Origin of the sequence: Bradyrhizobium sp. SZCCHNR1002 (genome assembly GCF_032381435.1) — a bacterium.
GTDB lineage: Bacteria > Pseudomonadota > Alphaproteobacteria > Rhizobiales > Xanthobacteraceae > Bradyrhizobium > Bradyrhizobium aeschynomenes.
The window spans coordinates 279,550-291,957 of the sequence record NZ_JAUHIS010000002.1 but is presented as its reverse complement, the minus strand read 5'-3'; the positions used below and the strand labels follow the sequence as shown (position 1 = coordinate 291,957).

General features: G+C 67.5%; 12 protein-coding genes. 5 read left to right on the top strand and 7 right to left on the bottom strand.

Annotated features, from left to right (window positions below; genetic code table 11):
- Window positions 1-12 precede the first annotated feature (12 nt).
- Complete coding sequence (locus QX108_RS13795; protein ID WP_315785609.1) at window positions 13-1,488, bottom strand: efflux transporter outer membrane subunit; 1,476 nt, start codon at window positions 1,486-1,488, stop codon at window positions 13-15.
- 229 nt (window positions 1,489-1,717) lie between these two features.
- On the opposite strand from QX108_RS13795, the gene QX108_RS13790 reads away from it, so the two are divergent.
- Together QX108_RS13790 and QX108_RS13785 are read left to right on the top strand one after the other, a co-directional pair.
- Window positions 1,718-2,485 (top strand): response regulator, encoded by a 768-nt coding sequence (locus QX108_RS13790; protein ID WP_315725687.1) that lies wholly within the window; start codon window positions 1,718-1,720, stop codon window positions 2,483-2,485.
- Complete coding sequence (locus tag QX108_RS13785) at window positions 2,475-3,848, top strand: ATP-binding protein (protein ID WP_315785608.1); 1,374 nt, start codon at window positions 2,475-2,477, stop codon at window positions 3,846-3,848. The genes QX108_RS13790 and QX108_RS13785 overlap by 11 nt, the downstream gene beginning before the upstream one ends.
- A 79-nt stretch (window positions 3,849-3,927) precedes the next feature.
- On the opposite strand, the gene QX108_RS13780 is transcribed toward QX108_RS13785, so the two are convergent.
- Both QX108_RS13780 and QX108_RS13775 read right to left on the bottom strand, forming a co-directional pair.
- The gene (locus tag QX108_RS13780; protein WP_315785607.1) at window positions 3,928-4,707 is read right to left on the bottom strand and encodes a DUF2147 domain-containing protein; all 780 of its coding nucleotides are present in this window, start codon (window positions 4,705-4,707) and stop codon (window positions 3,928-3,930) included.
- A 224-nt stretch (window positions 4,708-4,931) separates the two neighbouring features.
- A complete protein-coding gene (locus tag QX108_RS13775) occupies window positions 4,932-5,081 on the bottom strand; it encodes a hypothetical protein (RefSeq protein ID WP_315725693.1) in 150 nt (49 codons plus the stop codon).
- Between the two features lie 38 nt (window positions 5,082-5,119).
- Here QX108_RS13775 and QX108_RS13770 point away from each other — a divergent pair, with 38 nt between their 5' ends.
- Together QX108_RS13770 and QX108_RS13765 are read left to right on the top strand one after the other, a co-directional pair.
- The gene (locus QX108_RS13770; protein ID WP_315725695.1) at window positions 5,120-6,322 is read left to right on the top strand and encodes an extensin family protein; all 1,203 of its coding nucleotides are present in this window, start codon (window positions 5,120-5,122) and stop codon (window positions 6,320-6,322) included.
- A 277-nt stretch (window positions 6,323-6,599) separates the two neighbouring features.
- Window positions 6,600-6,863, top strand: a complete 264-nt coding sequence (locus QX108_RS13765) for a hypothetical protein (protein ID WP_315725697.1) — start codon at window positions 6,600-6,602, stop codon at window positions 6,861-6,863.
- On the opposite strand, the gene QX108_RS13760 is transcribed toward QX108_RS13765, so the two are convergent.
- Together QX108_RS13760 and QX108_RS13755 are read right to left on the bottom strand one after the other, a co-directional pair.
- Entirely contained in the window at window positions 6,864-7,478 is a 615-nt protein-coding gene (locus QX108_RS13760; protein WP_315785604.1) for a class I SAM-dependent methyltransferase, read from the bottom strand.
- A 171-nt stretch (window positions 7,479-7,649) separates the two neighbouring features.
- Window positions 7,650-9,932 carry a TonB-dependent receptor gene (locus QX108_RS13755; protein ID WP_409998515.1) on the bottom strand — a complete coding sequence of 761 codons (2,283 nt, stop codon included), beginning with the start codon at window positions 9,930-9,932 and terminating at the stop codon, window positions 7,650-7,652.
- A gap of 221 nt (window positions 9,933-10,153) precedes the next feature.
- On the opposite strand from QX108_RS13755, the gene nikR reads away from it, so the two are divergent.
- On the top strand, window positions 10,154-10,651 hold the full coding sequence (nikR, locus tag QX108_RS13750; protein WP_315725703.1) for a nickel-responsive transcriptional regulator NikR: 498 nt from the start codon (window positions 10,154-10,156) through the stop codon (window positions 10,649-10,651).
- Between the two features lie 261 nt (window positions 10,652-10,912).
- On the opposite strand, the gene QX108_RS13745 is transcribed toward nikR, so the two are convergent.
- Window positions 10,913-11,473 (bottom strand): dihydrofolate reductase family protein, encoded by a 561-nt coding sequence (locus tag QX108_RS13745; RefSeq protein ID WP_315785599.1) that lies wholly within the window; start codon window positions 11,471-11,473, stop codon window positions 10,913-10,915.
- 554 nt (window positions 11,474-12,027) lie between these two features.
- Window positions 12,028-12,360 carry a hypothetical protein gene (locus QX108_RS13740; protein ID WP_315725705.1) on the bottom strand — a complete coding sequence of 111 codons (333 nt, stop codon included), beginning with the start codon at window positions 12,358-12,360 and terminating at the stop codon, window positions 12,028-12,030.
- Between the last annotated feature and the right edge of the window lie 48 nt (window positions 12,361-12,408).

Here is a 12,408-nt window from a genome sequence, read left to right as displayed (position 1 = left end):
TCACGCAAGGAGTCACTTCGGCGCGATGGCTTGCGCCAGATGCGGACCGGTGTTGTCGTCGACGACGATGGGCGCGGAGCTGTCCAAGGCGCCGGTCCAGCCGCCGCCGAGCGCCTTGGCCAGCGCCACGTAGTTCTTCGCCAGCGTGGCGCGGCTGGCGAGCAGGCTGTCCTCGGCGGTGAATTGCGAGCGCTCGGCGTCGAGCACGTCGAGGAAGGTGCTGGATCCGGTCTGGTACAGCGCGCGCGACAGCTTGGCGGCCTCGCCATAGCGGCGCGCCGATTCCGACAGGCTGCGGATGCGGATGCGCTCCTGGGCGAGGCTGACGATGGCGTTCTCGACATCCTCCAGCGCGGTCAGCACCGCGCTCTGCCAGGCGACGTGATACTCGTCGCGCTGGGCCTGCGCGATCTCGACCGCCGCCTGCAGCTTGCCGCCGTTGAAGATCGGCAGCGACACGCTCGGGCCGATCGACCAGCCGATGGTCGAGCTCTTGCCGAGATCGCCAAGCTTGAGCGCCGTGGTCGAGACCGAGCCCGTGAGGCTGACGTCCGGATAGAGCGCAGCCGTGGCTTGTCCGATCTTGGCGGTATATTGCGCGAGCTGCCGCTCGGCCTTGCGCACATCGGGCCGCATCACCAGCACGTCGGCCGGGATGCCCTTCGGCAGCGGCAGCCGCGGCGAGGGGATCGCCGTGGCGCGCGCCAGCCGCAGGCTGAGCGCGGTCGGATCGCGGCCGAGCAGCACGCCGAGCCGGTGCACCGCCTGCTGATAGCTGCTCTCATAGGTCGGGATGGTCGCTTCCGTGCTGGCGGCGAGCGCGCTCGCCTTGGCGGTATCGACGGCCGAGGCCGAGCCGGCGTTCTGCTTGCGCTCGGTCAGCGCGGCGGTCTCGCGCTGCGAGGCGGCGGTGCGCCTGGCCAGCGCCACCCGGGCCTGATAGGCCCGCGCGTCGATGTAGTTGGAGGCGACATCGCCGATCAAGGTGAGCAAGGTCGCGCGCAGATCGTCCTCGGCGGCGTCGATGCCGTAGCCGGCGGCTTCGACGGCACGGCGATTGGCACCGAACAAATCGAGCTCCCAGCTGGAGTCGAAGCCGGCCTGGAACTGGCTGTATGTCGTCGGGGCGATCGCGATGCCGCTCGCGGAGGTGCCCGCGCTGCGGGTCTCGGTCGCCGAGCCCGTGCCGCTCACGCTCGGAAACAGCGCGCCTACCGCCTGGCGCTGCGTGGCGCGCGCCTCGCGGATGCGCGCCTTGGCAGCCGCGACGTCGAGATTGCCGCCGACGGCCTCGCCGATCAGCTGATCGAGCAGGGCGTCGCCGAAGCCGCGCCACCAATGCGCGAGCCGCAGCGTCTGCGCCGGCTGGTGGCGGTCGCTGCTCCAGCTCTGCGGCGTGCCGAAATCCGGCTTGACGTAGTCCGGGCCGACGGCGCAACCGGTGAGCAGCGGGGTGGCGAGGCAGAAGGCAAGCAGGATGGGCTTCACGGGATTGATGCGATCGCGGTTCGGAAGCGGGCCGTGCCGGCCGATTGGCCACGCCGCAGGACTTCCCTGTTGATGTCGTCTGATGGCAGGGACGGTAGGCGGGATGCCGATTGCGCAGGATTAAGTCGCGTGAAGAAATGTTTCCACCTTAACAATACAGCTTGATTTCGCCACGATCCGACGCGGCTTCGGGCTGTTCATTTCGGCCAAAATCGACCATGTTCCGCGCATGATGTCGTCACACAATACCGCCGTGGCAGCAGACGCGAACATACCGGCAGCCGCGCGCATCCTCTGCGTCGAGGACGATCGCGAGATCGCGGCACTGCTCACCGAGCTGCTGCAGGAGCACGGCTTCGCGCCGCGCTTCGTCGCCTCGGCGGCGGCGATGAACGACGTCCTGCAGCGCGAGCAGGTCGATCTCATCATGCTCGACCTAATGCTGCCGGACGAGGACGGCATGAGCATCTGCCGCCGCCTGCGCCAGATCTCGACCGTGCCGATCATCATGGTGACGGCGAAGGGCGAGGACATCGACCGCATCCTCGGCCTCGAGCTCGGCGCCGACGACTACGTCGTCAAGCCGTTCAATCCGCGCGAGCTGGTGGCGCGCATCCGCGCGCTGCTGCGCCGCTCGCAGCTGCATCCCGCTGTCATCGCCGCGCGGCAGGCGGCGATGAGCTTCGACGGCTGGCGCATCGAGCCGGCGACGCGCACGCTGTTCGATCCCGACCGCGTCAAGATCACCCTGACCAGCGCCGAGTTCGACATCCTGCTGACGTTCTGCCGCAATGCCGGCCGCGTGCTGTCGCGCGAGCAACTGATCGAGCAGGCGCATGGCGGCCAGGCCGGACCGGTCGAGCGCAGCATCGACGTCCATATCAGCCGCATCCGCCAGAAGATCGAGCCGGGCGCCAGGAGCTGGAGCATGATCAAGACCGTGCGCCTCGGCGGCTATGTCTTCACGCCAAAGGTCGAGACCATCGATGAAGCCTGACAGCAAGACGTGCCCGCGGCTCGGCCTCACCACTCAGATCGTGACCTTGGCGTCGCTGTCGTTGCTGTTCGGCATGGTCGTGATGATCGCCGCAGCGCTGCTGTTTCTCGATCCGCCGGACGAGCAGGAATCCCCGGCCTACGGCATCGCCCGCGTCGCCGAGGCCGTGCATTTCGTGCGCGCCGCGAACGACCCCGTGGCGGTCGACAGCAGCCTGTCGAGCCTGCGCAGCTCCGGCATCCAGGTCGAGCTGGTGCCGCTGACCGCGCTCACGCTGCTGGCCAAGCCGGTGCGCAACGTGCCCTTGACCTCGAAGCTCGCCCGCCGTCAGCTCGCCGTGTTGCGCGACATCACCATGCTGCACGGCGTCGGCTATGGCGCGGCGCCGCCGACCCAGATCATCGTCCAGGTCGACGGCGAGCGCGCGCTGGTGTTCGACGACGTGCCCCGGCTGGACCTCTGGCCGATGGTGGTCAAGCCGACGATGGTGTTCCTGTTCCTGATCCTGATCCTCGGCGTGCTGCTGTCGATCTATGCAGCGCGGGCGATCATCCGGCCGCTCTCGGAGATGGCGCGCGCAGCGGCCGCGTTCGGCCGCTCGCCGGGCGCGCAGGAACCGCTCGGCCGGCGCGGTCCGAAGGAGATCGTGCAGGTCGCCGACGCACTGAACGACATGCAGGCGCGCATCCGCGCGCTGCTCGACGACCGCACGCGGATGCTGGCCGCGATCAGCCACGACCTGCGCACGCCGCTGACGCGGCTGCGGCTGCGCTCGGAGCGGATCGGCCAGGCCGACATGCGCAGCGCGATGCTGCGCGACATCGACCAGGTCAGCCGCATGCTCGACGAGACGCTCGACTATCTGCGCGACGACACCAAGGCCGAGCAGCCGGCGCGGATCGAGCTGTCGAGCCTGCTCGAGACCATCTGCTGCGACTTCGCCGATGTCGGCCACGCCGTCAGCTTCGAAGGGCCGCAGCGCCTGGTCTGCGAGGGCCGGCCGCGAGCGCTGTCGCGCGCCGTCACCAACGTGGTCGAGAATGCGGTCAAGCACGGCAGCGAGGTCATCGTCAGCCTGTCGGCGGTGGCCGACGGCATGATCGCCATCGAGATCGCCGATGACGGCCCGGGCATTCCCCAGGCGCTGCAGGCGCGGGCGCTGGAGCCGTTCGTCAAGCTCGACCAGGCCCGCTCCGCCGGCGGCTTCGGCTTGGGCCTGTCGATCGCGCAGGAGATCATGAAGAAGCACGACGGCGGCATCGCCTTGATGCCGAACACGCCACGCGGCCTGCGGGTCCGCCTGTCGCTGCCGCTGCGTGCGATGGTGCCGGCGGCTGCGGCGATCCCGGCCAAGGTGGCGTGAGCCGCGCGCCGATCGAGAAGGGCCCCGCCGGTGCTTGATCCCGGCAGGGCCCCGGCGTCGCTGACGTCGAGGGACGGCGTCAGCTCACGCGTTTCCAGGTCTGGCCGCCGCAGAACAGGCCGCCGAAGGCGCAACCCTGGACCCGCAGCGTGTTCGGGTTCTTGAGCACCACGGTCGAGTCGTAGTTGCCGCCGCCGTCGGGATCATGGATGCGGCCGACCCATTTGCTGTCCTTCGGCTTCATGTTGATCAGGATCTTCTCGCGCGTCTTCTCGGCATAGCCGCAGATGTTGGGACCGCACGGCTCGATCACGACATTGCCCTTGCCGCCCTCGGTGGCCCACAGGCCGAGCGGCGAGTTCGGGTCCGCGGCCGGTGCGGGCTGAGCGGCCGGCGCGGCGGCAACGGTGGTCGGCACGGGCGCAGGGGCGGGCGCCGCAGCGACCGGCGACGGCGCTGCCACCGTCGCGGTCGAGGTGACGGGCGCCGGCGGCACCGGCATCTGCACCGTTGCGGAAGGCGCGACCGGAGCAGGGGCGGCCGGCGCCGGCGGCGCGACGGCCGGCGCCGTTGCGACGGAGGCTGGCGCGTTGACGACGGGGGAAGACGCCACCGGGGCTGTCGCCGCCGGCGCTGCTGCGGCGGGGGCCGATGTCGCCGGCGCATCGTCATCGTCGAGCTTGGATTTCAGCCCGCTGAGATCGATGCCGGACACCTGCAGGCAGGACAGCGACTGGCAGTTGCGCGGTACGGTGACGCGGATCTTGCGGCCGTCGAAATCGAACGCGATCGAGCTGCCGGCCTGCGCGGCGCTGCTGGCGATCAGAATGGCGGCTGCGGCCAGAAACACGGTCTTCATGGATGGAGCTCCCTCGGGCGGCGTCGTGAACCTGAGGGAACTCTTAAGGGGGCTGGAACCCACCGGTCTGTGATGCAGGTCACCGTCGCGTCTGCGCCGATCGGGCGACGCGGCCGGTCACGCGCGCGTCGAGCGCTGCGGCTTCTAGACCAGCCCGATCACGATTGCGCCAACGAAGGCAAACGCAGCATACGCGACCATCGTGCTCAACCGACCAGCAGGGGTCATGACACGGCTCCCGTTCTCAGCGTTTTTCGGACTGCGGCGGAGATTAACATGTCCGCATCGGCAGAAAAGACAGCGCCGCTGCCGCTTGCGCCGGTTTCGATCAGCTCGCGAGCCGCGATGGTTTCCGCACCGTCAACGGACGGCATTGACAGCTCCTTAAGCAAATTGCCGCAAACCTCTGCAGATGACGCGCGGAGTTCGTTTGTATCTCGTCGGCTCCATCGTCCTTGTCTCGCTTGCGGGTTGCGGCCGTGGATTCTTCCAGGAGCGCGAGCCGTGGCGGGCCGAGGCCGAGATCGCCTGCCTGAAATCAGGGGCCGTGAAGGAGAGCGCGGACATCGTCCGCATCGATCCGATCTCCGGCCCGGGCATGTGCGGCGCCGACTATCCGCTCAAGGTCGCGGCGCTCGGCGAAGCCACCGCGAGCTACGGCTTTGCCGACGAGAGCCTGCGTCCTCCGGCAACGATCGGCGGCCAGCCGCGCTGGCCGATCAACCGGTCGGCGCCGAGCTACTCACCGCCCACCACCTATCAGCCTTCAGCAGCGCCACCGCAGAGCTATCCGTCGTCGACCTATTCGTCGTCCAGCGTGGCGCCGCGCGCGCCATCCTATGGCGCACCCGCCGGTGCGCCGCTGCAGCTCGAGCCGCCGGCCGGCGAGGACGATGTCAACCTGCCGCCCGACGGCTCCTATCCCGCGTCGCCCTATCGCACGCAGCCTTCCGCTCCCCGATCGGCCTATCCGCAGCAGCCGGAGGCGCCGCCGCGGCTGGGACCGTCGCGCGATCCGGTCGGCACGGTCGGCCCCGTCGCGGTCAAGCCGACCGCGACGCTCGCCTGTCCGATCGTCTCGGCGCTGGACCGCTGGATCGCGGAGTCGGTGCAGCCGGCGGCGCAGCGCTGGTTCGGCACCAAGGTCGTCGAGATCAAGCAGATCTCGGCCTATTCCTGCCGGGGCATGAACGGCAATCCCAGCGCACATATTTCCGAGCATGCGTTCGGCAACGCGCTCGACATCTCCGCCTTCATGCTCGCCGATGGCCGCCGCATCACCGTCAAGGACGGCTGGATCGGGTTGCCGGAGGAGCAGGGCTTTCTGCGCGACATCCAGGGCGGGGCGTGCCAGCAGTTCACCACGGTGCTGGCGCCGGGCTCGAACGTCTATCACTACGACCACATCCATGTGGACCTGATGCGCCGCGCCAGCCGCCGCCTGATCTGCCAGCCGGCGGCGCAGTCCGGCGAGGCGGTGGCGGCGCGCGCCCAGCAGCGTCGCTACGGCTACGGCCAGCGTGAGCCTGACGTGACCAGCTCGATCCCCTCGCGCAAGCAGGCCAAGTCGATCGGCCAGCTGATCAACGAGGAAGACGAATTCCGGGATTATTGAGAACGAGGCGAATGGCGGGCGGCGAATCGGGAACGTTCGATTCGCTGCTCGCTATTCGCTCGCACGGCTGTGTGCGGCTGTGGATTTCTCGCCCCGGTAAGCGCCCTTGCGCGCCATCTGTCCCGCTGCGGAACGCAAATGCAGTCGGAGCGCGCGGCGCGTTAGGATTCTCTTCACCAGCTTCGCCGTCCGCCATTGGCCGACACTAGACCTGCCACAGTCGCCAGGAACAAGGCGCGCGGGGTCCTGGTTGCAGGCGGGATTGGGAGTGGCGGAGATGGCATTGTATCGCATCAGGGCGATTGGCTCAGGCTTCGAGGTCGGCACCGAGGAGCAGCCGGTTCTGCTGTGCCGCTCGCTGAAGATCGCGCGCCGCGCCGTCGCCGACGCGCAGCGGCTGGAGCGGATGCCGCCGAGGCCAATCCCGTGGCGCACTCCGCCGGAGCGGGCGATGGCCGCCGATGGCGCCGATGCCGCGCGCACCGATGAACTCGAGTTCGAGATTCCGGTCGTGCCGGATGGCCCGCCTTTGTGCTGCTGACTAACAGGCGCGGAAGCGGCAGAACTGGAACTGCTGCAGCGAGTCCCACGGCGTGCGGTGCGCCTCGGTGCAGCTGTCTTCCAGACTGAAGGCCGGGCCGAGCGCTGCCGCAAGGCTCGCGGCGTCGTAGCGCACCACCGGAAGCCCACTGCACCTCTCGGGACCCTCGGCTGCGAAAGTGCCGATGATGACGGCGCCGCCGGGCACGACGGCCATGCGCAGCCGATCGACATAGGCCGCGCGATCCCCAGGGCTCGTGAGGAAGTGGAAGGCGGCGCGGTCGTGCCAGACGTCGTAGCGTGCCTCCGGCATCCAGGTGGTCACGTCCGAGGCGATCCATTCAACGTCTGCCGCTGCCGTGCCGATCCGGCTGCGCGCCGTCGCCAGCGCCGCCTCGGAAATGTCGAGCACGGTGAGCGCGCGATAGCCGGCCGCGTGCAAGGCATCGACCAGTCGCGAGGCGCCGCCGCCGATATCGATGATCCGCGATGTAAGCGTCGCGCCGGCGTCCCGGATCAACCGCAGCGACGTTGCCGGGTCGTCCTGGTACCAGCTGACCTCGGTCTCGGCCTTGGTGGTGTAGACGGTCTGCCAATGGGCGGTGCGGTCGGTCATGGGACGGCTGTTCGGTATAGAGAACGGCGACTTAACGTAGCACGAGACGAGATCGTCATACGATATGGATGCCCTGCTCATCGGGATCGAGCTGTTGCCCAGGCGGCTGTGAACTCCCCTCCCCGCAAGGGGGAGGGGCGCCGACCGCCGTCGTGGCGATAGCGGCGCGCCTCAGAACGTCCCCGCCACCGTCACCCGGAACGTCAGCGGCTCGATCGGGTGCAGCACGCGGTCCATCACGCCGGTCTGGCAGACCTGTGCCGGCACGCCCGTCGGCGCACTGCCGTAGCAATCCTTGTAGAGCTGATCGGTCGGCAGCAGCGAGCCATAACCATACGAGATCTGGTTGGCCTTGGTGTTGAGCAGGTTCAGCACGTCGAGCTGGATGCGCCAGCCATTGGCGTCGCGGAAGCCGATGCGGCCGTTGAAGACGCTGGTGGCGGTCGAGCGGAAGTAGTTGTCCTCGGTCAGCGGCGTCGATCCGAGATAGCGCCAGCGCAAGGACCCGAACCAGCCGGTCTTCTCGCCCAGCGTGATGCCGGCCGAGGCGATCATCGACGGCGCGTTGGGGACGTAATTGCCGGGCGCGTTGCCGCGCAGCACCTCGGCCGTCGCGCCGGCCAGAACGAGGTCATTGTAGGCGTTGGCCTGGTCGGTGTTGTCGCCGACGAATCGCGCATGCGTCATCGCAAGGTCGGCGTCGATGTCGATCCACGGTAGCGGGCGATAATGGTTGGTCAATTCGAAGCCGTAACGCCGGCTCGGCCGGCTCGCTTCGGTATTTCCCGCATCGCCGGAGAACAGGATTTCGGAGTCCTGGTTCAGCATGAACAGGCTGAGCGATGAGTCGAGCCCCGGGATGATGCGCGTGCGCACGCCCACTTCGGCGCCTTTGGTCCGGACCAGCAGCGGAGAGGAGTCGACCCGGTTGCCTGGCGCGGTCGGATCGTCCGTGGTCGTCGCGCCGCGGGCGTCGTTGCTGTGCATGCCGTAGCCGGCGCCGAGGAAGAACTCGGTCTGATGGAAAGGCCCGAGCACCATGCGGAATTTCGGGCTGCCGAGGCTGGCTGCGGCGTCGCCGGTGTTGTTGCCATTGTAGAGCGAATAGACGTGGGTTTGGTAATAGTCGCCGCGATAGCCGACGGTCGTGCGCAGCCAGTCGGTCCAGCGTACCGTGTTCTCGACATAGAGCCCGACGCTGCCTTCGCCGACCTTGTCGTTGCGCACATAGCTCAGATAGTCGCGCTGCTTTGTGTAGCTCAGCGCCAGCGCGATGTCGTCATAGCGCGTCTGGACGCCGAACGTCGTCTCCATCGGCCGCCCGGCAAAGCTGCCGTTCAAGGTGCGCGACGCATTGGCGCCGAGCATCAGCCGGTCGTCGTGCTGGTGAAACTGATCGCCATTGTCGGGATCGCGCAGTGCGTAGGTGAAGTTGTTGTAGAGATCGAGCTGGCTCTTCACCACATAGGCGTTGGCCTTCCACGAGCCGGCCTCGTCCGTCCCCGCGATGCGGCCCGACAAGGCGAAGCGGTTGGACTTGCCGCCGTCGGTCGGATCGTACGCGTCGTAGCGGCCGAGATCGCCCGAGGTGATCGCGCGCTCCGGCACCTGGTCGGTCGACGTCCAGCGGTTCGCATAGCCCATGCCGGTGATCGAGAAACCGTCGGTCGCCGTGCCCTGCGAATAGCGCATCAGGCCGTTGATCTTCTTGGCGTCGTCCGGCGTGCTCCAGGGGCCGTCATAGCGGCCGGCTTCGCCCGCGATCAGCAGGTGGCCATCGCCGACATGCACCGAGTCCATGCCGAAGAAGCGGCGATAGCCGAAGCTGCCTGCCGTCATCTGCGCGATCGCCTTGGGTACGCTGTCGATCAGGCCGATATGGACACTTCCCACCGAGGCGAAGTCGCCTTCGTCGGCGAAGTAGGGGCCCTTGCGGACGTCGACCCGGCCGATCGTCTCCGGCATCAGCCAGTTCAGATCGGCATAGCCCTGGCCATGGGCATGGGTGCGCATGTTGACCGGCACGCCGTCGACGAACAGCGCGAGGTCGGTGCCGTGATCGAGATTGTAGCCGCGCAGAAAATACTGGTTGGCTTTGCCTTCGCCGGAATGCTGCGTGACGATCAGGCCTGGCACGGCTTCCAGCACCTCGCCGGGACGCGTCGCCGGGCGGGCGTTGATCTCCTCGCCGGTAATCACTGTCTCGCTCGCCATGTCCTGCGGGCGCGCCGCGCCTGAGCCGACACTGGGCGCTCCGGAAGGCGCCGAGGTCGCTGCAGCTGTCGCTGCCGGCGTTGCGCCGGAGCGCGGGCGTGCCGCACCCTGTTTCGGCTGTTGCGCCGCGCGTCGCGCCTGCGGCTTGGCGGTTCGCTTGGGGGCGTCGACATCGACGGTTGGCAATTCGGCGGGGGCACGTTCCGGATGGGCCTCCGCCTGCTGCGCCAATGCCGCCATCAGCACCCCAACACTCGCTCCACGCCACCGCATCGTCGCCACGCGCCTCGATCTCACCATCGGGCGTGCATCGTCGTTGGCCGCGAGCCCTCATTGGCCGGCGGCACGCTCGCTTGGATCGCCCCACTGTCGAGTGTTAAAGAACGCTAAGGTGACACCGGTATGATGTCAACGCGTAAACATCATACTCCGATGACACTGTTGCCGCCGGGAGACGATGCATGCAGCGCCTGACGATCACCATCGACGACGACCTGCTCGCGGAGGTTGACGCCTTCATGGCGAGGCGCGGCTACGACAATCGCTCGGAGGCGTTTCGCGACCTGCTTCGCAGCGGGCTCGAGAGCGCCGACAATGCCGGCACCGACAGCCGTGCTTGCATTGCGACGCTGAGCTACGTCTACGACCACGCCGCGCGCGAACTGCCGAAGCGGCTGACGCAGGAGGCGCATGATCACTCCGGCCTCGCCCAGGCCACCCTGCACGTTCACATCGACCAGGAGAGCTGCCTCGAAGTCACCGTGCTCAAGGGCGAGCGGGCGGAGGTCAAGGCCTTCGCCGACCACGTCATCGCCGAGCGCGGCGTCCGCCACGGTCACGTGGCGATGATGCCGATCGAGGCGGCGCATGGCCACGGGCATGCGCACAGCCATTCGCATAGTCACAGCAGCAGCCACAGCCATTCGCATTCCCACACGACCAAGAGCGGGAAGAAGTAGACGCCTCCTGGCCGCCACACACTCGGCCGTCATGCCCGCGGAGGCGGGCATCCAGTACGCCGCGGCCCGTCGGCGCTATCGCAACCGTCTCGGCGTACTGGATCGCCCGGTCAAGCCGGGCGATGACCGTTGAAGTCGAGGCGCAGACCTTGCCTACTCACGTCATTGCGAGACGCCTTGCGCCAACGCAGGGTAGGGTGGGCAAAGGCGCGTCTGCGTTGCTCATGAGGTACGTATCGCGCCGTGCCCGCCGCAACGCGGTTAGCATTCAGATTTGGCAGGGACGTACGTCAACCTGATCACGTCCTCTCCAATGCGATCGCTGGCCACGAGTCGGAGCCGCGGCTGTGGGTCAACGAAGAATGGCCGGCCGTGACCAAGCACGACGGGATGAAGGAAGAGTTGGTACTCATCGATCAGCCCAAGCCTGGTCAGGCTCGCCGCCAGCTTCGGCCCCCCAACCTCGATCTCGCCGACGAGATCGGCCTTCAGCTTTCGTACGGCATCGACATCGTCGCCGATCAACGTCGCATTCGGCCCCACCGCTTCAAGCGAACGCGACACCACCCATTTCGGCATGGCCCGCCACGCTTCCGCGAACGCGCGCAGATCGCCGCCCATCGCCGAGTCACCCTGCTCCCAATCGTTCCCATCCCAATAGCGCATCACCTCGTAGAGGCCGCGCCCATAGATGCTGCCGGCGGTTTTGCGCGTCTGCTCGATGAAGTATTTGAACATCACCGGATCAGGCGCGAACGCCTCGTGGTCGTGGTCGACGTAGCCGTCCAACGACGTGTTCATTCCGAATACGAGCTTGGCCATGGCGAACGATATCACAGGGCGTAACGCGTACAAGCAATTGCCGCCACTCGCGCAGCTGCAGCCATTGGCCATCGCGGACCATCGGTCGGCCGCAGCGGAACGGGTGTCTCTGCCCAGACGCCGCACCTCGTGCCGACGCAGGCCGAGGCGTTGGAGCTGACGCTTCCCGCCTCGAGACGCTGCCTGAACCCGATTGCGCGCCGCTACGACTACGGGTGCAAGACGCCGAGAGCGTTGGCAGCGAAAAGACGCTCCCCGACGAGGGCGTCACACAGGAGGACAGCCATGCGTATCATGACCGTGCTGATTCTGGCCCTAGCCTTTGCAGTGACGACCTTGGCAGTGACGACCTTGCATTCCGGGCCGGCAGCTGCTCAGTCCGGCCCGCCGAAGAGATCGGCTTCGACACGCCCGCCGGTTCCTTGCGATTGCAGCAATTGCAGCGCCCAGCACTGTGTTGGTGGTGGCGGCGGCATATTGATATTAGGCGGCATGATGGGCGTTTCGAGCAGCCGCCCAGCAGGTCCACATCAGCAGTATCGCCGGCGCTGAGCTCAGTCGAGCTGAACGGAAACACCGGTCGTGAGGAAGAGGCCTTTTCGGACCTCTACGCTCCGGCCGTGGGCACGGGCGGCGTTGCATCGTCCACCTCGTTGCGAGCGCACTTGCGCTGAGGCAACCCAGATATGCGGCGCTGCCGCGGGATCGCTTCGCTCGCGCGACGCCGCGCTGCGGCGGCCGCGCGCGAAAAACCGCGTGCGCGCAGAATCCAATTTCGTTCGTCCGATCAGACTGATTTGCCCTGTCCAGTCCTCCGGCGAAAAATATTCCTGTTTCTTTTTTTCGGAAATCGTGTTTGTCTGTCGCCATCCCGTCTCGATCGGCAAGGGGCGTTTCGCGATCGTCACGAACGTGGGAGGCGGGGAGCGGTGGCC